At 45.5% G+C, this 19,951-nt stretch carries 20 protein-coding genes; 17 read left to right on the forward strand and 3 right to left on the reverse strand.

Going from position 1 to position 19,951, the window contains the following annotated elements; genetic code table 11:
* Positions 1-72: 72 nt before the first annotated feature.
* Together ICN15_RS03325 and ICN15_RS03330 are read right to left on the reverse strand one after the other, a co-directional pair.
* Complete coding sequence (locus ICN15_RS03325; RefSeq protein WP_216201211.1) at positions 73-1,371, reverse strand: polyhydroxyalkanoate depolymerase; 1,299 nt, start codon at positions 1,369-1,371, stop codon at positions 73-75.
* Positions 1,372-1,413: 42 nt separating this feature from the next.
* Positions 1,414-2,613, reverse strand: coding sequence for an amino acid aminotransferase (locus tag ICN15_RS03330; protein WP_216201212.1), 1,200 nt, complete (start codon positions 2,611-2,613; stop codon positions 1,414-1,416).
* 160 nt (positions 2,614-2,773) lie between these two features.
* Here ICN15_RS03330 and uvrB point away from each other — a divergent pair, with 160 nt between their 5' ends.
* From uvrB to ICN15_RS03380, 10 genes are all read left to right on the forward strand, one after another.
* The gene (gene uvrB / locus ICN15_RS03335; protein WP_370625387.1) at positions 2,774-4,927 is read left to right on the forward strand and encodes an excinuclease ABC subunit UvrB; all 2,154 of its coding nucleotides are present in this window, start codon (positions 2,774-2,776) and stop codon (positions 4,925-4,927) included.
* 117 nt (positions 4,928-5,044) lie between these two features.
* Positions 5,045-5,614, forward strand: coding sequence for a Fe-S cluster assembly transcription factor (locus tag ICN15_RS03340; RefSeq protein WP_216201213.1), 570 nt, complete (start codon positions 5,045-5,047; stop codon positions 5,612-5,614).
* A gap of 43 nt (positions 5,615-5,657) precedes the next feature.
* Positions 5,658-6,917 carry an IscS subfamily cysteine desulfurase gene (locus ICN15_RS03345; protein ID WP_370625388.1) on the forward strand — a complete coding sequence of 420 codons (1,260 nt, stop codon included), beginning with the start codon at positions 5,658-5,660 and terminating at the stop codon, positions 6,915-6,917.
* A gap of 51 nt (positions 6,918-6,968) precedes the next feature.
* On the forward strand, positions 6,969-7,355 hold the full coding sequence (gene iscU / locus ICN15_RS03350) for a Fe-S cluster assembly scaffold IscU (protein WP_216201214.1): 387 nt from the start codon (positions 6,969-6,971) through the stop codon (positions 7,353-7,355).
* Between the two features lie 19 nt (positions 7,356-7,374).
* Positions 7,375-7,698 (forward strand): iron-sulfur cluster assembly protein IscA, encoded by a 324-nt coding sequence (gene iscA / locus ICN15_RS03355; protein WP_216201216.1) that lies wholly within the window; start codon positions 7,375-7,377, stop codon positions 7,696-7,698.
* The gene (gene hscB, locus ICN15_RS03360) at positions 7,676-8,203 is read left to right on the forward strand and encodes a Fe-S protein assembly co-chaperone HscB (RefSeq protein ID WP_370625389.1); all 528 of its coding nucleotides are present in this window, start codon (positions 7,676-7,678) and stop codon (positions 8,201-8,203) included. The genes iscA and hscB overlap by 23 nt, the downstream gene beginning before the upstream one ends.
* Positions 8,204-8,221: 18 nt before the next feature.
* Positions 8,222-10,087, forward strand: a complete 1,866-nt coding sequence (gene hscA / locus ICN15_RS03365; protein ID WP_216201219.1) for a Fe-S protein assembly chaperone HscA — start codon at positions 8,222-8,224, stop codon at positions 10,085-10,087.
* 18 nt (positions 10,088-10,105) lie between these two features.
* Entirely contained in the window at positions 10,106-10,444 is a 339-nt protein-coding gene (gene fdx, locus ICN15_RS03370) for an ISC system 2Fe-2S type ferredoxin (protein WP_216201221.1), read from the forward strand.
* 49 nt (positions 10,445-10,493) lie between these two features.
* Positions 10,494-11,609 (forward strand): DUF3300 domain-containing protein, encoded by a 1,116-nt coding sequence (locus tag ICN15_RS03375; protein ID WP_216201227.1) that lies wholly within the window; start codon positions 10,494-10,496, stop codon positions 11,607-11,609.
* An 18-nt stretch (positions 11,610-11,627) separates the two neighbouring features.
* Complete coding sequence (locus tag ICN15_RS03380) at positions 11,628-11,996, forward strand: Rap1a/Tai family immunity protein (RefSeq protein WP_216201229.1); 369 nt, start codon at positions 11,628-11,630, stop codon at positions 11,994-11,996.
* Positions 11,997-12,149: 153 nt separating this feature from the next.
* Here ICN15_RS03380 and ICN15_RS03385 read toward each other — a convergent pair whose 3' ends face one another.
* Entirely contained in the window at positions 12,150-13,211 is a 1,062-nt protein-coding gene (locus tag ICN15_RS03385) for a LacI family DNA-binding transcriptional regulator (RefSeq protein WP_216201231.1), read from the reverse strand.
* Positions 13,212-13,383: 172 nt separating this feature from the next.
* On the opposite strand from ICN15_RS03385, the gene ICN15_RS03390 reads away from it, so the two are divergent.
* The 7 genes from ICN15_RS03390 to ICN15_RS03420 all read left to right on the forward strand — a co-directional run bounded on the left by ICN15_RS03390 (position 13,384) and on the right by ICN15_RS03420 (position 19,948).
* Complete coding sequence (locus ICN15_RS03390) at positions 13,384-14,082, forward strand: ABC transporter permease (protein ID WP_255532845.1); 699 nt, start codon at positions 13,384-13,386, stop codon at positions 14,080-14,082.
* Positions 14,079-14,867 (forward strand): ABC transporter permease, encoded by a 789-nt coding sequence (locus tag ICN15_RS03395; protein ID WP_255532846.1) that lies wholly within the window; start codon positions 14,079-14,081, stop codon positions 14,865-14,867. The genes ICN15_RS03390 and ICN15_RS03395 overlap by 4 nt, the downstream gene beginning before the upstream one ends.
* 3 nt (positions 14,868-14,870) lie before the next feature.
* Positions 14,871-15,668 (forward strand): ABC transporter ATP-binding protein, encoded by a 798-nt coding sequence (locus tag ICN15_RS03400; RefSeq protein ID WP_216201232.1) that lies wholly within the window; start codon positions 14,871-14,873, stop codon positions 15,666-15,668.
* 32 nt (positions 15,669-15,700) lie between these two features.
* On the forward strand, positions 15,701-16,765 hold the full coding sequence (locus tag ICN15_RS03405; protein WP_216201235.1) for an ABC transporter substrate-binding protein: 1,065 nt from the start codon (positions 15,701-15,703) through the stop codon (positions 16,763-16,765).
* A gap of 83 nt (positions 16,766-16,848) precedes the next feature.
* Entirely contained in the window at positions 16,849-18,162 is a 1,314-nt protein-coding gene (gene hisD, locus ICN15_RS03410; RefSeq protein ID WP_216201236.1) for a histidinol dehydrogenase, read from the forward strand.
* An 8-nt stretch (positions 18,163-18,170) separates the two neighbouring features.
* Positions 18,171-18,932: an SDR family NAD(P)-dependent oxidoreductase gene (locus ICN15_RS03415; RefSeq protein ID WP_216201238.1), complete on the forward strand. Its 762-nt coding sequence runs from the start codon at positions 18,171-18,173 to the stop codon at positions 18,930-18,932.
* Positions 18,933-18,943: 11 nt separating this feature from the next.
* On the forward strand, positions 18,944-19,948 hold the full coding sequence (locus tag ICN15_RS03420) for a galactitol-1-phosphate 5-dehydrogenase (protein WP_216201239.1): 1,005 nt from the start codon (positions 18,944-18,946) through the stop codon (positions 19,946-19,948).
* Positions 19,949-19,951 lie beyond the last annotated feature (3 nt).

Raw genomic sequence — 19,951 nt, forward strand, 5'->3', positions numbered from 1 at the left:
ATTGCAATGAGAACACCCTAAAACAAGAAACACAAGAAACGAGAAACGCGACCCTGAAGTCGCGCTACTGTTTTATGCAGACTTTGAACCTTCTAATTTTGGAGGTCTAGCGCGGCTTTTCTTCTGCACGCCTTGGTGTTCACGAATAAAAGATTTAATTTTCGGATACACCTTCTCGCGCCAACGACGACCAGAGAAGATGCCATAGTGACCTGCGCCAGCAACTTCATAGTGCGCTTTGTCAGATTTCGGAATTCCTGCGCACAAGGCATGCGCTGCGCGAGTTTGTCCGCTACCAGAAATGTCATCCAATTCACCCTCGACTGTGAGGAGTGCAGTTTTCTTGATATCTTGGGGCTTCACTAAGTCGCCTGAGACTGACCATGTTCCATTCGGTAAAGCATGGTCTTGGAACACCGTCTTAATGGTATCTAAGTAGAACTTCGCATCCATATCAATCACTGCGTTGTACTCATCGTAGAAACGAATATGGGATTCCGCATCTTGCTCATCGCCACGAACTAGGTTTTGGAAGTAATCCCAATGGGATTGCACATGATTCTGCGGGTTCATTGCTAGAAAGCCGCTGTGCTGCAAGAAGCCTGGATAAACATCTCGCCCGGCGCCAGGGTAGTTTGGGGGCACTTTATAAATCACGTGACTTGCAAACCAGTTATACGACTTTTGATCAGCCAAGTCATTTACTGCAGTAGGTGATTTGCGGGCATCAATAGGGCCACCCATCATGATCATGGAGGCCGGTGTTTTTTCACCGGCAGAGGCCATTAAGGAGATCGCCCCCAATGTCGGTACTGTTGGCTGGCAAACAGAGATTACATGCAAATTTTCAGCACCAATCGTGCGGATGAAATCTTGTACGTAGTGAACATAATCATCTAAACCAAAAGCATCTACATCAGCAGGAACAATACGAGCATCAATCCAATCGGTAATGTAGACCTTGTGATCTTGCAGCAGGGTGCGCACAGTGTCACGCAGTAAGGTGGAGTGGTGACCCGACAGCGGCGCCACTATCAATACCACTGGATCCTCTTTTAATTTCTTGATGACATCAATATCATCGGAAAAGCGTTTGAAGCGAATTAAATTGCAAAACGGCTTAGCAGTAATGGTTCTTTCTTGGACTGCGACCTCTTGTCCATGAGCTTGCACAGTACGAATACCAAACTCGGGCTTGGTATAGTTTTTGCCTAAGCGATAAAGGAGTTGATAGCTGGCAGCTAAGCGATCCGAACCCGGCATCTGGGAGGCTGGATTGGATGCATCGATAAATGCTTTTGAGGCTGCTTGAGCCCATGAGCTAACAGGTTGAAGTAGTGCTGTTTGAAATTCGTGTAACTGATATAGCATCTTAGCTCCTGATATTTCAATATAACCGTCAATGACGGGTTGTTACGCCAATACGCGGGCGATTGCTTTGGCTACCTTATCAATATTTTTAGTATTGAGAGCAGCCACACAAACACGGCCAGTAGAGAGGGCATAAATGCCATCTTCCTTTTGTAAACGCTCTACTTGCTCGACCGTTAAGCCTGAGTAAGAGAACATGCCGCGCTGCGCTTCAATAAAAGCGAAGTCTTGCTTGACTCCAGCAGCAGCGAGTTTTTCTACCAGGCCATGGCGCATTGCTTTAATGCGATCACGCATCTCAGCCAATTCATCTTCCCAGAGTTTTCTTAACTCTGGTGAGTTCAGAACGGAAGCAACGATCGCAGCACCATGCGTTGGAGGATTGGAATAATTCGTCCGAATGACGCGCTTCAATTGTGATAGCACGCGAGTCGATTCATCTTTACTTTGAGTCACAATAGATAAGGCACCAACACGCTCACCATAGAGCGAGAACGATTTAGAGAATGAGCTAGATACAAAGAAAGACATGCCGGATGCGGCAAACAAACGCACAGCGATACCATCTTGCTCAATACCGGCCGCAAAGCCCTGGTAAGCCATATCTAAAAATGGGATCAATTCTTTTGCTTTACAGATTTCGATGACTTGACGCCATTGCGCTTCAGAAATATCGGCACCAGTTGGGTTGTGGCAGCAGGCGTGCAGCAATACAGTAGTGTTCTTTGGGAAGGACTCCAAGGACTTCACCATGCCATCAAAATCAACCCCACGGGTTTTGCCATCAAAGTAGGTGTAGTCCACCACTTCAAATCCAGCAGATTCGAAAATGCCGCGGTGATTTTCCCAGGTAGGATTGCTGATTGCGCAAGGGGCATTCAAATTCAGGCGCTTAATAAAGTCTGCACCAACACGCAATGCGCCAGTTCCTCCCAGGCATTCAGCAGTGACCACGCGACCCTCTTGAATCAAGGCGGAGTCAACACCAAATAAGAGGTTCTGCACCGCGCTGTTGTAAGGGTTTGGGCCTTCGATTGGAATATAGCTCCGTGGGGAGTGTTTCGCCACAATCGCTTCCTCAGCCTTCATGACCGCCTTCAAAAGGGGCACCTTGCCTTCGTCGGTGTAATAGACACCTACGCCCAAATTGACTTTATCTGCACGTTGATCGGCGACATAGGCTTCTGTAAGGCCAAAAATAGGATCTTTAGGGGCTAGTTGGACTGAGGCGAAAAGGTTCATTGGTGGGTCAAAGGGAGTTTTTAAGGTTGAGTGGGGGGGTAATTAAGCTAAATTTACTTTGAATGGCTGTTTTCGAGGGTGGATTCAACTAATTCTAAATAAAAGCGGCAAAATCATTGTTTGTACAAAATTCGCTGCGTACTAACAACGCACAGTTGAAATGATAGCTGAGATGCCCCCTAAGTTGACTAAAAGTTCCTCAAATACCCCGGTTGCCGAAACCCAGAAAAGCCCTGTAACTGATCCCTTGGGTGAGGTAGGTCATGATTTAGATCCAGCCAAGTTCGTTTCCTTTCCCGATTCCCCCTTTCACCTTTATCAGCCATTCCCGCCCGCTGGTGATCAGCCGGCTGCAATTGAGGCCTTAGTGGCTGGAATTGAGGATGGCTTGACCTTTCAGACGCTCTTGGGGGTGACTGGCTCAGGTAAAACCTTCACGATGGCCAATGTGATTGCCAGAATGGGCCGACCCGCCATCATTTTTGCTCCGAACAAGACCTTGGCCGCTCAGCTCTATAGTGAATTTAGAGAGTTTTTCCCGAAGAATGCAGTGGAGTACTTCGTGAGTTATTACGACTACTACCAGCCTGAAGCATATGTCCCGACCCGTGATTTGTTTATTGAAAAAGATTCCTCAATCAATGAGCATATTGAGCAAATGCGACTGTCCGCTACTAAGAGTTTGTTAGAGCGACGCGATGTCATTATTGTGGCCACAGTTTCGGCAATTTACGGTATCGGTAACCCAGGCGACTATCACAGTATGGTGATGACTTTGCGTCCCGGTGACAAGATGAGTCAGCGCGATATTCTGATGCGCCTCATTGCAATGCAGTACGACCGCAATGAAACGGATTTTAAGCGCGGTGTTTTTAGAGTGCGCGGCGATACGATTGATATTTTTCCAGCCGAGCATAATGAATTGGCAGTCCGTGTCGAATTATTTGATGATGCGATTGAAAGCCTACAATTTTTTGATCCGTTAACGGGAAAAATCCGTCAAAAGATTCCTCGCTTTACCGTATATCCTAGCTCTCACTATGTAACGCCGCGTGACACCGTTCTCAAAGCCATCGAAACGATTAAGGTCGAGTTACGCACCCGTCTCGATGAATTTGTTAAGGACGGCAAACTGGTAGAAGCGCAGCGCTTGGAGCAGCGCACCCGTTTTGATTTAGAGATGCTGAACGAGCTTGGGTTCTGCAAAGGTATCGAGAACTATTCCCGCCATCTCTCAGGCGCCATGCCGGGTGAGGCTCCGCCGACCTTGGTGGACTATTTACCGAATGATGCATTGATGTTCTTAGATGAGAGTCATGTCCTCATTGGCCAGCTGAACGCAATGTACAACGGGGATAAATCGCGTAAGCATACTCTAGTAGAGTTTGGTTTCCGCCTGCCTTCAGCTATGGATAACCGACCACTCAAGTTCACCGAGTTTGAAACGAAGATGCGTCAAACTGTATTTGTTTCAGCAACACCAGCGGATTATGAAAATACACATACTGGACAAGTTGTTGAGCAGGTCGCTAGACCAACTGGCTTGGTTGACCCAGAAATTGAAGTATTACCAGCAAGCACGCAAGTCGATGATTTGCTCGGACAGATTCATGAGCGGGTCAAAGTGCATGAGCGGGTATTGGTGACGGTGCTGACAAAACGGATGGCAGAGCAACTGACCGATTACCTATCGGATAACGGCGTGAAGGTGCGCTATGTTCACTCCGATATTGATACCGTAGAGCGCGTAGAAATTCTGCGGGATCTGCGCTTGGGGGTCTTTGATGTCCTAGTGGGTATTAATTTATTGCGTGAGGGCTTGGATATTCCCGAGGTCTCACTAGTGGCGATCTTGGACGCAGATAAAGAAGGCTTCTTGCGCTCTGAGCGCAGCTTGATTCAGACGATTGGTAGAGCTGCTCGAAACATCAAAGGCAAAGCAATTTTGTATGCCGATCGGATCACTGACTCCATGAAGCGGGCGATGGGAGAGACTGAGCGTCGTCGCAATAAGCAAATTGCCTTTAATAAGGCCAACGGGATTGAGCCTCGTGGAGTGCAAAAACGCATTAAAGACATTATTGATGGGGTTTACGACGTCAAAGAGAAGCGCTCCGAGATGCAGGTGGAGCAGGAGCGGGCTCGCTACGAGGATATGAGCGAAAAGGACCTAGCAGGCGAAATCAAGCGTTTAGAGAAGCAAATGAACTCAGAAGCCAAGAATCTGGAGTTCGAAAAGGCCGCTTCAACCCGCGACCGCCTTACCAAAGTCAAGGAGATGGCCTTTGGCGCTCGCTCCCGGGATGCCATTTAAAGTCTGGGGTTAATGCTTGAGCAGTTTAGTAGGGTATATGGTAAAGTTGAGTGGAATGGTCGGGTATTACTCGCCCGACTGTTAGCTGTCCATAACAATCCATTACCAAGGTGACATATGAGACTTACAACCAAAGGTCGTTTTGCAGTAACCGCAATGATTGATTTAGCCCTGCGTGAAACGCACGGGCCTGTAACTTTGGCTGGAATCAGCCAGAGACAGAAGATTTCCCTGTCTTATTTAGAGCAGTTGTTCGGCAAATTACGCCGTTTCAACATCGTGGAGAGTACTCGTGGCCCTGGCGGCGGATACACCCTCGCCCGCAAGTCTGAAGAAATTAGCGTCGCCGACATCATCGTGGCGGTGGATGAGCCATTAGACGCTACCCAATGTGGCGGCAAGGGCAATTGTCATAGTGATGAAGAAAATCATGGTCGTTGTATGACGCATGATCTGTGGTCGAACCTGAACTCCAAAATGGTGGAGTATCTCAGCTCCGTTTCGCTAAAAGACCTCGTCTTCCAACAGGAAGGGCGCAGCATCGTGTTACAGGATTTGCGTCCCAAAAAAATGAAGACTGATAGTGTCAAGGCAGCAAAGCCGGCATCAGCAGTCTCAGCAGCAAAAGAAGTTGCCCCTAAGCGACCTCTTGTGAACTCCGTTTTTAATCTGGCCAAATTAGGCTAGCTCAAGAACTTCGCAACACAGTTAATTAAACGAAAAGTAAAACATGAACGCACCACACGACATTCCTCGGCAAGCAGTCCCCATGTTTAGTCCTAAGCACTTCCCAGTGTATATGGATTATTCATCTACCACGCCGATTGATCCGCGCGTAGTAGACAAGATGTTGCCTTACTTGCGTGAGCAGTTTGGTAATGCCGCATCCCGTAGCCATGCCTACGGTTGGGCTGCAGAGGAAGCGGTTGAGTGGGCGCGTTCGGAAGTCGCGCAGTTGGTGCACGCTGATCCAAGAGAAATCGTGTTTACCAGTGGTGCAACAGAAAGTATTAACTTAGCCCTCAAAGGCGCAGCCCATTTTTATAAAGAACGCGGTAATCACATCATCACTGTGAAGACCGAGCACAAGGCCACTTTAGATACCTGCCGCGATCTCGAGCGTGAAGGTTTTGAAGTAACCTATTTAGATGTGTTGCCTGATGGTTTAATTGATTTCGCTCAATTAGAATCAGCAATGAAGCCAGGAACGATCTTGGCATCCGTGATGTATGTCAATAACGAAATTGGTGTCATACAAGATATTCCCCGGATTGGCGAGTTGTGCCGTTCACGCAACGTAATTTTGCATGTCGATGCAGCGCAAGCAACTGGCAAGATAGAAATCGACCTGGAAAAAACTAAAGTAGATTTAATGAGCTTTTCTGCTCACAAGACTTATGGGCCAAAAGGGATCGGTGCTTTGTTTGTCCGTCGTAAGCCCCGTATTCGCATTGAGGCACAGATTCATGGTGGTGGTCATGAGCGCGGTATGCGTTCTGGCACTCTGGCAGTGCATCAAATTGTCGGCATGGGTGAGGCTTTCCGCATTGCCCGTATCGAAATGGCTGAAGAGAGCGCGCGCATTAGAGCTTTGCGTGATCGATTGCTAACTGGTTTAAAGGACATTGAAGAGGTTTATGTCAATGGCGATATGGACGATCGTGTTCCCCATAATCTCAACATCAGCTTTAACTATGTTGAAGGCGAGTCGATGTTGATGGCATTAAAAGATTTGGCGATCTCCTCTGGATCTGCATGTACATCCGCATCTTTAGAGCCATCTTATGTATTAAGGGCACTTGGCCGCAATGATGAATTAGCGCATAGCTCTATTCGCTTTACCTTGGGTCGATTTACGACTGAAGAAGAAGTGGATTTCACAATCAAGTTAGTGAAAGAGAAGATTGCCAAGTTACGCGAGCTTTCACCATTATGGGAAATGTTTAAGGACGGAATTGATATCAGTTCCATCCAGTGGGCTGCTCACTAAGCAGCATTGAAATAATTTAAAGCAAGACTAAAGAAATCACGAGGAAATACCATGGCATATAGCGACAAAGTAATCGATCATTATGAAAACCCCCGCAACGTCGGCTCTTTCGAAAAGGGTGACGATCAGGTAGGTACTGGTATGGTGGGTGCACCTGCCTGCGGAGATGTCATGAAATTGCAAATCCGTGTAAACGATCAAGGCGTGATTGAGGATGCGAAGTTCAAGACCTATGGTTGCGGCTCTGCAATTGCCTCCTCCTCTTTGGTAACAGAGTGGGTAAAGGGTAAAACTTTGGACCAAGCCTTAGAGATCAAGAACTCTTTAATTGCTGAAGAATTAGCCTTACCCCCAGTCAAGATTCATTGCTCGATCTTGGCAGAAGATGCAATCAAGGCGGCGGTAGCAGATTACAAAGAAAAGCATCTAGCCAAGTAAAGATAAAGAGACTTTCATCATGGCAATTACCTTAACGGATAAAGCAGCAAAACACGTGCAGCGCAATTTAGATAAGCGCGGCAAGGGTTGTGGCTTGCGCCTGGGTGTTCGCACCACAGGTTGTTCAGGCTTGGCATATGAACTTGAGTATGTTGATGAAGCTGCGCCAGAAGATCAGCTGTTTGAGTCCAATGGCATTAAATTGTTTGTAGATCCAAAGAGCTTGGCTTATATCGATGGCACTGAATTAGATTTTGTACGTGAAGGTTTGAATGAGGGTTTTAAGTTTCAGAACCCGAATGTAAAAGATGAATGTGGTTGTGGCGAATCTTTCCGCGTCTGACGATTACTTTCGTTTTTTTGGTTTAGAGCAGCAATTCAGTCTTGATTTGTCGGCATTGGATCAGGCTTACCTAGCGATCCAAAAAGAAGTTCATCCTGACCGTCATGCACGCGGTAGCGATACGGAACAAAGGCTAGCGATGCAGATGGCCACACTGGCCAATACCGCTTTGCAAACGCTGAAGAATCCCATTCAGCGCGGACTCTATCTCTGCCAGCTTCATGGCGTGGATGCCCGTCTAGAAACCAACACAGCCATGCCAGCTGCTTTTTTGATGAAGCAAATGGAATGGCGTGAAAGTCTTGAGGAGCGGGAAGAAGATTTGGGTGCGCTTGAGGCATTGGCCGAAGAGGTTGATCAATCTAAGCGCGATATCCTGACAGAAATTACTCAGGCTATAGATGGCGGCAAGAACTACACCCGTGCCGCAGAGTTACTTCGAGGTCTGCTTTTTATAGATAAGTTTGCGCTTGAGATAGATGATGCCATCTCAGCCTTGGTATAGCTTTACACTCGAGTCCCTATGGCCCTATTACAAATTTCTGAACCTGGCAAATCGCTTGCTCCTCATCAACGCAGGATTGCTGTCGGTATCGATTTAGGCACCACCAATTCTTTAGTAGCGATTGTGCGAGATGCTCTGCCAAAGGTACTTGCAGACTCTGAGGGGCGCGAATTATTGCCCTCCGTCGTGCGTTATCTACCGAATGGTAGAACTCAAGCTGGCTTTGAAGCCCTTGAAAGCATCGTGTCTGACCCAAAGAATACGATTGTCTCCGTAAAGCGTTTCATGGGGCGCGGCATTGTTGATGTCGAGCATATTGAAAACACGCCTTATGATTTTGTTGATGAGCCTGGTATGTTGAAGCTCAGAACTGTGGCAGGCGATAAGAGCCCTATCGAGGTCTCCGCAGAAATCTTAGCCCGCTTACGTCAGCTTGCAGAAGATTCAGTAAATGACGATATTGTTGGTGCAGTGATTACGGTGCCTGCGTATTTTGATGATGCTCAACGTCAAGCGACTAAAGATGCTGCTAAGTTGGCCGGCATTGAAGTATTGCGTTTGCTCAATGAGCCTACCGCTGCTGCGATTGCCTATGGCTTAGATAATGCCTCTGAAGGTATCTACGCTGTTTATGACTTAGGTGGCGGCACCTTTGACATCTCTATCCTGCGGATGAGTAGAGGCGTATTTGAAGTTCTCTCTACCGGTGGTGATTCTGCCTTGGGTGGTGATGACTTTGATCATCGTCTCTATTGCTGGGTGCTTGAGCAGGCCAAGTTATCTCCTTTATCTGTCCAAGATCATCAGAAGCTACTGCGCGCCTGCAAGCACGCAAAAGAGTTGCTCAGCCATAATCCATTAGCAACCGTTCACGAAACCCTCGCTGACGGTACGGTGGTCAATGTCGGAGTTAGTCAAGCGCAATTCTTTGAGATTACTCAGCATTTGATTAATAAAACACTGGTAGCGGTGAAGAAAGCTTTGCGCGATGCTGGTCTCAAGGCAGAGGATATTAAAGGCGTTGTGATGGTGGGCGGATCAACCCGTATGCCGCTTGTACAACGTGCAGTGGGAGAACTATTTGGCACTCAGCCTTTAAATAATCTCAATCCAGATCAGGTGGTGGCATTGGGTGCCGCCATGCAGGCGGACTTACTTGCCGGCAATCAAAGCAAGGATGATGAGTGGCTGTTACTGGATGTCATTCCACTGTCCCTTGGTATTGAAATGATGGGTGGTTTAGTTGAAAAAATTATTCCTCGCAATACACCTATTCCGGTAGCGCGTGCCCAAGACTTCACGACCTTTAAGGATGGTCAAACAGCATTAGCCATTCAGGTGGTGCAGGGTGAACGTGAATTAGCTCAGGACTGTCGCTCATTGGGTAAGTTTGAATTACGCGGTATACCTCCAATGGCTGCTGGAGCGGCTCGCATTCGGGTCACTTTCCAGGTGGATGCAGATGGCTTACTTTCAGTTAGTGCGATGGAGCAGGGCTCTGGAGTGCAAGCCTCGATAGATATTAAGCCCTCTTATGGTTTGACTGATTCTGAGATCGCTCGCATGTTGAAAGATGGTTTTGCCTCTGCCAAGATCGATATGGTGGCTCGCTCCTTGCGTGAAGAGCAGGTGAATGCACAGCGCTTATTGGATGCCGTTCAAACCGCATTAGATAGTGATCGTGACCTACTGACTGCTGATCAGCAAGTATTGGTTGATCAAGAGATGGCCACTTTAAAAAATATCCTCAAACAAGAAACGGATAGCGCTGTTTTAAGAAAGGCAGTAGATCATGCCGCCAAGGCGACGGATGATTTTGCTCAAATGCGGATGAATGCGAGTATCAAGAAGGCATTGGCTGGTAAGAATGTTGCTGAAATTTAAGAAAAGAAAATTACCAAAATGACTCAGATTGTTATCCTTCCTCATAGTGAATACTGCCCTGAAGGCGCAGTAGTTGAAGTCAGCCCTGGAACTTCTATTTGTGAAGCGTTATTGGAAAACAATATCCCTATCGAACATGCTTGCGATATGGTGTGTGCTTGCACTACCTGTCACGTCATTGTTAAAGAGGGATATCAAAGTCTTAATACTCCCGATGAGAATGAAGAGGACTTGCTAGATCGCGCTTGGGGGCTAAATCCTCAGTCACGCCTATCTTGCCAGGCGATTGTTTCCCGTGAAGACTTAGTGATTGAGATCCCGAAATACACAATCAATCATGCCAAAGAAAATCACTAATTTGTAACTCGGCATTACATTCCAGAAATACAAGAGGATCAACGAGCAGATGAATAATCAATATAAAGCGTGGTACTGTATTGGTTTTATAGCTCTATTAAGTGCCTGCTCGAACAATAGCGACCCCTATCAAAATACGGCCTATCCTCAACCCTATACACAAAGTGGCGCTTATAACAATTCTCCGCAATTGATTTCATCGGAGCAATTACAGTCATTGGTTTCTCCAATAGCACTGTATCCAGATTCCTTGTTATCCCTCATGTTGCTGGCTTCCACTTACCCTCTAGAGGTAGCAGAGGCATATAACTGGCGGAATGTTAATGCCAGCCTCAGTGGAACTGCATTGCAGAATGCCTTAAATGCACAGTCATGGAACGATAGCGTGAAGTCACTCATTTCGTTCCCGCAAGCATTCAATATGATGGGTAGTAAATTGCAGTGGACCCAAAATCTTGGTAATGCGTATAAATTACAACCAGCAGACACCATGAAAGCGGTTCAGGTTTTACGCAAGCGTGCGATTCAAGCCGGTACCCTCAAGTCAAATCAGCAAATCACTGTGAGTACTGATGCCAGTTCAAATATATTAATTAGCCCCGCCAATACTCAAGTGGTCTATGTTCCAAGCTATAACCCTACTGTTGTTTACGGTTCATGGCCATATCCGGAGTACCCACCTTATCCTGCATACAATCCAGCATGGGGGATGATGTCGTTTGGTCTTGGGATGGCTGTAGGTGGTGCATTTTGGTCTACGCCGAGTTGGTCTGATGGCACGATTAACGTGAACAACACTAATTCTCCCGAAAGATCTAATAGAGGATTAATTGGCCCAAGTAGCATTCAGAATCAACAGCGTCTTCTGAGTGATTGGAAAAATAATGCAACCCCGCAAGATCGACAGGCGGCCAAGACGGCAGGGCAGAGAGCCGATAATGACTTTCAGAAGAATGCCACTCCGCAAGAGCGTGCTCAAGCAGATCGCCTAAACCAAGAAGCACGCAACGATTATCAGCAAGACCGCTCCAATCCGAATGCCTATCGTGAGGCAGCTCAAGAAAATGCAATGCGAGAGCAGACGCGTTATGACCGAATAAATGATGATCGATTTAGTGGGCGTGGCGGTTTTGGTGCTGGTCGTATGGGTGGATTTAGACGCTAATCTATAGATAAAATGACTATGAAATTATTTCGCACAACTCTATTTACTATCAGCACAACACTGTTGCTGCAGACAAACGCCTTCCCGCAAACTAACTTACCCAAGAATGATGCGTCCACTGCTGCATTAATTGAGTTATGTAAAAACCTCAATGATATTGATGGTCAAAACTTTTGTTTTGGTTTTGGGGAAGGTGTTTATCAGGCCTACTTGGCCAACCGAAGTCCAAAGCTAAAACAAAGTGTTTGTTTCTCCTCGGAGGCTGGCACAAGGGAGGTGATTCTCCAGGAGTTTCTAGTTTGGAATCAAAAGAGCCCCCAATTTAATCAGGAGCGTGCAGCGAAAACTCTTATCCGATTCTTTGAGGAAAAGTATCCCTGCAAGTAGGTCAAGCCGGGCTTAGTGAATGTAATGCACCAATTTAAAGCATGCTGCACATCAACAATGCAATCTTTAATTGGAAAGAATTTCTAAAGGAATACGATGAACTTGCTGTTCATTTTTTTAGGTAGTGCCTCCATAGTCTTATTTTCAGCCACCCTACGGGGTGGCTTTTTTCTGTGATTTCTTTATGTATTTTCCAGCCGCAGAGCTTGACCCACGGATAACTAAATTGACAGCAGTGTTAATCTTTCTAGGCAAGCTCTCCACCCCATTGATTTGTGAAATTAAATGATTAGCAGCTTGAGCCCACATGCCAATTGCATCAATATGAATTGTTGTTAAGCTTGGTATTAAGTGCCTTGATATTTCTAGATCGTCAAAGCCGATGATTGAAAGTTCTTTCGGAATTTTGATGCCTTGGCTTTGCGCTTCTAACATTGCTCCCAGAGCTAATACATCCTGCCCGCAAATAATGGCTGTTATTTTAGGATTGGACAAAAGTAGCTTTTTCAAACCTAGTCTAGCCTCCTGAAGGTCATAGTTGCACTCCACAATGACTTCAGGTTTAAGGTTAATTTTTTTCTGAGCTAATAATTCGAGGGCTCCTTGAACTCTGTCATTGGCGCGGTCATTATTGGCTGTGATGCCGGTCAGGATCCCAAAATGTTGATGTCCTATGCCAAGAAGATGTTCAACACCGAGTTTAATTGCCTCTCTATTATCAAATCCTGATGCAAAGCCATTTAGAGGAGTTGAGAGTGTGCCAACGTGGATATAGGGAATACTCCTAGTCTTTAGTAGTTTCAGGGCGTCCTTTTCCTGACTACTGCCAAAAAGTGCCACTCCTTCTACCCCCCTTGAGAGTAGGTTATTAATTTGGGTTGATTCAATAACGGGATCATAGTTGGTGCTGGCAACTAGAAGTTGATACCCGGCTTGATTTAACTGTTTTTGAAATTCTGCAAGGCCCTGGGCAAAAATAGCATTATCTAGAGTTGGAACAATCGCTCCAATCGTCCCTGAGCGCTTGAGCATAAGTGAGCGCGCTCCGGCATTGGGGATATAACCTAATTTTTTAATAACATTATTAATCTTTTCCCTAAGTGCAGTGCTGACTGTCTCAGGCCGATTTAAAGCTCGAGATACGGTTGCAATCGACACTTTTGCTGCGGATGCAACATGATCGATAGTGACCGTGCCGGTAGTTTTTCTTATCATCAGTTGGGGTAATTACTAATCCGATGTCGTGGACAGAATTTATATTACTGGTAAATTAAAGATATTATGAAAGCGCTTACATTTTCTATCATTCTATAGGGAATTACAAATTTTTAGCAGACTTTTCTCTTTCGTTTTATTTTTTGCCATACTGCTTTTTTCTTGGTTTGCATTGACTGAGTGGAGCGGTGCAATATCAAGCGCAAGATTTCCCACCCCTACTGAAACTTGGAGTTCATTCAAAATCATTGCATTGCAAGGCTACGGAAATGGCAAGTTATATCAGCATGTCTTGCAAAGTATGGCGCTGGTAACAACTGGATTTTTAGTTTCATCTTCAATGGGTATTTTGGTGGGAATCTTGATGGGGGCTAATAAAAAAATTGAAGCTTTCATAAACCCCATTTTTCTAACCTTAAGACCGATACCACCTTTGGCATGGATACCATTGGCAATTGTATGGCTAGGGCTTGGTAATTCAGCCAAGGTCATGGTGATCTATGTGGCTGCATTTGTTCCGGCTGTCATCAATAGCTTCACAGGAGTTAGGTCTATAGAGGCACCTCAACGCGAAGCAGCCGCCATGCTGGGGATCAGGCCCTTTGCTTATTACCGGGAAGTGCTTATTCCCGCTGCTTTGCCACTCATCTTTACGGGGCTAAGATTATCGTTACAGGCCTCATGGACCACCTTAGTTGCAGCAGAACTTGTTGGAGCAACACTAGGTTTGGGGTCCATCTTGAATCAAGCAGCACAAGATATTAATCCCGCAATGATCCTAGTAGGCATGATTAGCGTGGCAATTTCTGGTTGGCTCATGACGCAGATTTTGGCAAAAGCCGAACGATTTTTAATGCCATGGAGAGCATGATGCTTGATCGTAATCGCTTAAACCAGGGCGAATATATATTGTGGACTGGGTTGGGTATTGCTAGCTTTATTGGCTGTTGGTATCTCTCCGTTCTAGCAGGTTTGGTGCCCAGACAATTTCTACCGCCACCTCATGAGGTTCTTATTAAATTTATCCATTTAATGCAAGAGCCTTTTTCAGGACATACCTTAGTAGCGCATATTGCCTCGAGCTTTCAGCGCTTTTTCTATGGCTTTATTTTGGCGGTTGCGATTGGCATCCCTCTCGGTTTATTGATGGCTCTATCGAGATTTGCAAATCAGATCATTACCCCATTTTTTGAAAGTATTCGTTTTGTAGCGCCGATTGCTTGGGTTCCATTTGCGGCACTTTGGTTTGGTACAGGGATTGGTGGACCTATCCTCGTGATTTTTATGGGCGCATTTCCGCCAGTATTAATTAATACCTATCGTGGTGCTATCCATGTGGATAAAAAATATCTTGAGGCTGCAAGAGTGCTAGGAGCGGGTAAATTTCGTTTGATGACTGAGGTCTTATTTCCCGCGGCTATTCCATCAATCATTGCTGGGCTCAGAATCTCTGCAGGTTTAGGCTGGCAATCTTTAGTGGGCGCCGAATTAATTGTGGCATCTAGTGGTGTCGGTTACCTGATGGTTAAAGGTCAGGCAAGTATCCAGACGGATATTGTGATGAGCGGGATGATCGCAATCGGACTCATTGGTTTATTAATTGATGTGCTTTTAAGGCAGGCTGAAAAGTTTGCTGTTCACTATAAAGAAATTTGAGTTATGGCAGATATCGTTTTTGACTCCGTAGAGCGAAGCTTCAAGCAAGGCGGCAAAGAATTTTTGGCAGTAGGTGGTATTGATTTGACGATTAAGGACGGGGAGTTCGTAGCAATTGTGGGACCATCTGGCTGTGGCAAAACAACTTGTATGCGCATGGTTGCTGGCCTGGAAATGCCCAGCAAAGGTCGTGTCTTAGTTGGCGGCAAGGAAGTCAAAGGTCCCGGTCCAGACCGCGCAGTCGTATTTCAGCAATTTGCTTTATTTCCCTGGAAAACAGTTCATGACAATATTGCATTCGGCCTGAAATCAATGAGCATGAATGTCGAAGAAAAATTAGATAAGATCACTAGACTCATTTCTTTAATGGGCTTAGAGGGTTATGAAAAGGCCTACCCTCATCAACTATCTGGCGGTATGCAGCAACGCGTTGCAATTGCGCGTGCTTATGTTTTGGAGCCGGAAGTACTGTTGATGGATGAACCTTTTGGCGCGTTGGATGCTCAAACCAGAGTAGTGATGCAAGAGGAATTGGTGAGATTGGCTCGAAAAAATCCAAAAACAGTTCTTTTTATTACCCATGCTGTTGAAGAGGCGGTTTATCTAGCAGACCGTGTTGTGGTGATGTCTAGGCGGCCTGGGTTAATTCGAGACGCGATTGAAATTAAACCGATACGCGAGAAAGAAGGCTGGGATTCTCATTCTCGGATTGAGGATGTGATGGATCTCAATTCATTTGTGCAGTTACGTAGTCAGATTTGGAAGTTGTTGCGGGAACAAAACTTGGGTGTTGATCATTAATTTACTTTTTATAATATTTAAAGGAGTTAAAAATGCATTTTAAAAAAATATTAGTCAGTACTTTGGGGGTAGCAGTACTCGCTATAGCAAGTATTGGTAATCTTTATGCGCAAGCAAAACCTGCACTAACAGAGATTAAAGTGAGCTATCAGCCCGCTTTATATTGGGCACTTCCTTTCTTTGTTGCTACAGAAAAAAACTGGTGGAGTGAGTTGGGGCTGAAGCCTGAATTTAGTACATTCCCCGCAGGTGTGCCTCAAATCGCTGCATCAGCCTCTAAATCTTGGGATGTAGGCGGCACTGGATCAGTGCCAGCGGTTCTGGGTTATGTACGATTTGGTATTAAAACAATTGGACTTAGTAATGACGAATCTGCAGGCAATGCCTTGCTTGCGACTCCAAAAGCTGCAGAGGCATTTGCTGCAAATCCACAGTCCTTAAAAGGTCAAACTATCGTACTAACCGGAAACTCCACTGGTGACTATGCAGTTCAGTCTTGTCTTAAGAAGTATGGTCTAGCAAAGACCGATGTTGTTATTAAGAATATGGGTCAAGGGGAAATTATTTCTGCAATGTCATCGGGCAATGCTGACTTTGGTGGCGTATGGGCTCCAAACATTTACACACTAGAAGAAAAAGCTGGTGCTAAAGTGATTTGTAGTGGTAAAGATGGCGGGGCATTTGTTCCTGGAGCCCTAATTGTGCGCGGGGATTATGCAAAGGAAAATCCACAAAATGTGGCCAAGTTCTTGGCAGTATATTTGCGTGCTTGGAAGTGGATGAATGCTAATAAGCCACAAGCTATAGCAATGATGAAAAAGTTCTATGAGCAGGGCGGTGTCTCCATCTCCGAAGCTTCAATGAAGAAAGAATTTGATACTCGACCAAATTATGACTTGGCTACCGAGTTGAAGATTATGGATAGCTCTAAAGGACCATCTCAGGTTGATGGTTGGTTTAATTCAATTGCTGCGTTTATGCAATCGACTGGAGCTATACAAGCCGTACCACCTGCAAATGATTACATCACTGATGAATTTATGAAGATGGTAAATGCAGATAAAAAGCTACGTGAATTTGCAAATAACTCTAAGTAATTTCTAAAAAACTAAAAATTGGGGGAAACCCCATTTTTTAGAGGTGCCACTGTAAGCGCTTACAAAAACTGAAGGCAAGAGATATGACGATTAATTATTTAAAAAAAGCATCAAAGACGCCTGAAACGGAGACTTCTACAGCACAACAGGTGGTTAATGAGATGCTGGCGAATATTGAGAAAAATGGTGAGGCTGTCGTTAGGGAATATGCTGCTAAATTGGATAAATGGTCTGGTGAAATTGTGATGTCGGATCAGGTTATTAATGCGGCAATCGCTGAGGTTCCTATTGGCGTTAAAAAGGATATTGATTTTGCTGTCAAGCAGGTTTATGACTTTGCGATTGCTCAAAAAAATAGTATTCAGGATTTCTCGACCGCTCTTCATACCGGCGTAACTGCGGGTCAGAAGGTATTGCCAGTTAATGTAGTTGGATGTTATGCCCCATCAGGTAGGTATGCCCATATTGCTTCTGCTTACATGACGGTAGCAACAGCGAAGGCTGCTGGGGTAAAAAATATTATTGCTTGCTCTAGCCCTTTTCGTGGGGGGGGAATGCACCCCTATGTTCTTTATGCTTTTAAAGCTGCAGGTGCGGATGTCATTATGACCTTAGGGGGTGTGCAAGCAATTGCTTCCATGGCCTATGGCTTATTCACAGGAAAACCTGCCGACGTTGTTGTTGGTCCTGGAAATAAATTTGTTGCCGAAGCCAAGCGATCCCTATTTGGGAAGGTTGGTATTGATGTCTTTGCTGGACCATCTGAAATAGGAATCATTGCCGATGAGTCTGCCGACCCTAAAATAGTTGCGAGCGATCTTGTCGGCCAAGCTGAGCATGGCCATGAGTCTCCTGCATGGCTATTCACCACCTCTGAAAATTTAGCTAAAGAAGTGATGCAATTAGTACCTCAAATGATTGATTTACTACCCCCCATAGCAAAAGACGCCGCGGCTTGTGCTTGGCGCGACTACGGCGAAGTAATTGTATGTAGCTCGCGCGAAGAGGTGGCTCAAGTATCGGATAAATATGCCAGCGAACATTTAGAGGTACATGCAGCAGATTTGGATTGGTGGCTTAGTAATCTAACGTGCTATGGATCACTCTTTTTAGGCGAAGAAACTACGGTTGCATTTGGGGATAAAACTAGTGGGCCAAATCATGTATTGCCTACAAAAGGCGCTGCGAGATATTCAGGTGGTTTATCGGTTCATAAATTTATGAAAACTCTCACTTGGCAAAAAATGACTCGGGAAGGCAGTAAAGAGATGGCATTAGTTACTGCCAGAATTAGTCGCCTAGAGGGTATGGAGGCGCATGCTCGAACAGCTGATGATAGGCTTGCAAAATATTTTCCTAATGAGGATTTTGATTTGGGAAATCCAGTACTGGTATAGATTAAATGATGAATACACTATTTGATTTGCGCGGAAGAACTGCTCTCATTACCGGTGGCAGCAGCGGCTTAGGTGAGAGGATTGCCTTAGCTTTAGGTTTAGCTGGCTCTGATATTGTCATCGCCTCTCGTGGGGAAGAGCATTTAAATGATGCGTTGATTCGTTTAGATCAGCAAGGGGTGAGAGCAACCGTACTCTCGGCGAATCTAAGCAATTTAGAGGATGCAAATCAGCTCGCCACTAAAGTGTTGGATAAATTGGGTAAGGTTGATATCCTAGTGAATGCTGCCGGCATTAACTTGAGAGAGTCGTTTGGTGAAATATCGCCTCAAAGTTGGCAGGAGCAATTGAACGTTCACTTGGGCGCCCCTTTTTTTATGACTCAGGCATTAGCTCCTCAAATGAAGGCTCGAAATTGGGGGAGGATTATCAATATCGCATCTCTACAAAGTTTTCGAGCTTTTGCAAATAGTGCGCCTTATGGTGCTGCAAAGGGTGGGGTGGTTCAGCTCACTAAAGCAATTGCACAAGAATGGTCTCGTTATGGCATCACTTGCAATGCCATAGGGCCTGGATTCTTTCCAACCGCACTTACTGCACCAGTTTTTGATGATCCAGAATTGGTCAAAATGCACGCAGGTAGAACAGCGATTGGGCGTAATGGGGAAATAAAAGATGTTGATGGCCTAGCCATCTTCTTAGCCAGTGATGCATCTGCCTATATCACCGGACAAACCATCATGCTGGATGGTGGATATACCGCACAATAAGGATCGAAAAAATGAAAGCATTGGTTTATACACAGCCAAATGAAATGCAGATCTTAGATCGTCCCTACCCTTCACTTGACTCTAATGAAGTGGTTCTTAAGATTGAGTCAGTTGGGATTTGCGGCAGCGATATGCATGCTTTTCATGGGCATGATCCCAGAAGGAATCCAGGCATAGTTCTTGGGCATGAATTTGCTGGAATCGTTGCAGAGTCTAGTGCCCCATTATTTTCTTTGGGTCAAAGGGTGACTGGTAACCCATTGATTACCTGTGGACATTGTGAGTATTGCTTGCAGGGCAGAAATAATTTATGCGCTAATCGGACAATGGTAGGCATGACAAGACCGGGTGCATTCGCTGAATATATGAGCATTCCAGCAAGCTCATTGATTGCTATTCCGGAGGAGCTCAGTTTAGATGCGGCAGCTCTTACTGAGCCAGCTGCAACAGCAGTGCATGCCATTAATTTATCTATGCGCGTACTGGTTCGCCCGATACAAGAGTGTCGTGTATTGATATTGGGTGGTGGAGCAATTGGCATGTTATCCGCATTGCTCCTAAAGCACTATGGCGTTGATGATTTGACGGTTGCCGAGGTAAATCCATTACGCAGAAAAGCCATTGAAGAGCACGTTAGTTGTAAAACATTGAATCCAACTGAAGAAAAAGTATCTGATAGTTCTTATGAATTTGTAATGGACTGTGTTGGGGCTGTGGTTACTAGAAATTCCGCTCTAGCGGCCATAAAGCCCGGCGGTGTCATTATGCATGTTGGCTTACAGGATTGGTCTAGCGAAATCGATATGCGGAAACTAACTCTAGCTGAAATTACATTGCTAGGAACTTATACTTACTCAACCGTAGATCTGCAGGCTACAGTGAATTTATTGGCACGTAATGCATTCGGTGATTTGTCTTGGGTGGAAAAACGTTCTCTCGATGAGGGACCGCAGGCATTTATGGATCTGCACGCTGGAAAGATTGCTGCGGCAAAGGTGCTGTTGAAGCCGTTCTGATTA

The organism is Polynucleobacter sp. CS-Odin-A6, assembly GCF_018882095.1.
Lineage (GTDB): Bacteria > Pseudomonadota > Gammaproteobacteria > Burkholderiales > Burkholderiaceae > Polynucleobacter.

Bases quoted from the DNA above. Each gene is read 5' to 3' on its own strand.
- ICN15_RS03325 (WP_216201211.1), bottom strand. From the start codon at position 1,371: ATGCTATATCAGTTACACGAATTTCAAACAGCACTACTTCAACCTGTT.
- ICN15_RS03330 (WP_216201212.1), bottom strand. From the start codon at position 2,613: ATGAACCTTTTCGCCTCAGTCCAACTAGCCCCTAAAGATCCTATTTTT.
- uvrB (WP_370625387.1), top strand. From the start codon at position 2,774: ATGATAGCTGAGATGCCCCCTAAGTTGACTAAAAGTTCCTCAAATACC.
- ICN15_RS03340 (WP_216201213.1), top strand. From the start codon at position 5,045: ATGAGACTTACAACCAAAGGTCGTTTTGCAGTAACCGCAATGATTGAT.
- ICN15_RS03345 (WP_370625388.1), top strand. From the start codon at position 5,658: ATGAACGCACCACACGACATTCCTCGGCAAGCAGTCCCCATGTTTAGT.
- iscU (WP_216201214.1), top strand. From the start codon at position 6,969: ATGGCATATAGCGACAAAGTAATCGATCATTATGAAAACCCCCGCAAC.
- iscA (WP_216201216.1), top strand. From the start codon at position 7,375: ATGGCAATTACCTTAACGGATAAAGCAGCAAAACACGTGCAGCGCAAT.
- hscA (WP_216201219.1), top strand. From the start codon at position 8,222: ATGGCCCTATTACAAATTTCTGAACCTGGCAAATCGCTTGCTCCTCAT.
- fdx (WP_216201221.1), top strand. From the start codon at position 10,106: ATGACTCAGATTGTTATCCTTCCTCATAGTGAATACTGCCCTGAAGGC.
- ICN15_RS03375 (WP_216201227.1), top strand. From the start codon at position 10,494: ATGAATAATCAATATAAAGCGTGGTACTGTATTGGTTTTATAGCTCTA.
- ICN15_RS03380 (WP_216201229.1), top strand. From the start codon at position 11,628: ATGAAATTATTTCGCACAACTCTATTTACTATCAGCACAACACTGTTG.
- ICN15_RS03385 (WP_216201231.1), bottom strand. From the start codon at position 13,211: ATGATAAGAAAAACTACCGGCACGGTCACTATCGATCATGTTGCATCC.
- ICN15_RS03395 (WP_255532846.1), top strand. From the start codon at position 14,079: ATGATGCTTGATCGTAATCGCTTAAACCAGGGCGAATATATATTGTGG.
- ICN15_RS03400 (WP_216201232.1), top strand. From the start codon at position 14,871: ATGGCAGATATCGTTTTTGACTCCGTAGAGCGAAGCTTCAAGCAAGGC.
- ICN15_RS03405 (WP_216201235.1), top strand. From the start codon at position 15,701: ATGCATTTTAAAAAAATATTAGTCAGTACTTTGGGGGTAGCAGTACTC.
- hisD (WP_216201236.1), top strand. From the start codon at position 16,849: ATGACGATTAATTATTTAAAAAAAGCATCAAAGACGCCTGAAACGGAG.
- ICN15_RS03415 (WP_216201238.1), top strand. From the start codon at position 18,171: ATGAATACACTATTTGATTTGCGCGGAAGAACTGCTCTCATTACCGGT.
- ICN15_RS03420 (WP_216201239.1), top strand. From the start codon at position 18,944: ATGAAAGCATTGGTTTATACACAGCCAAATGAAATGCAGATCTTAGAT.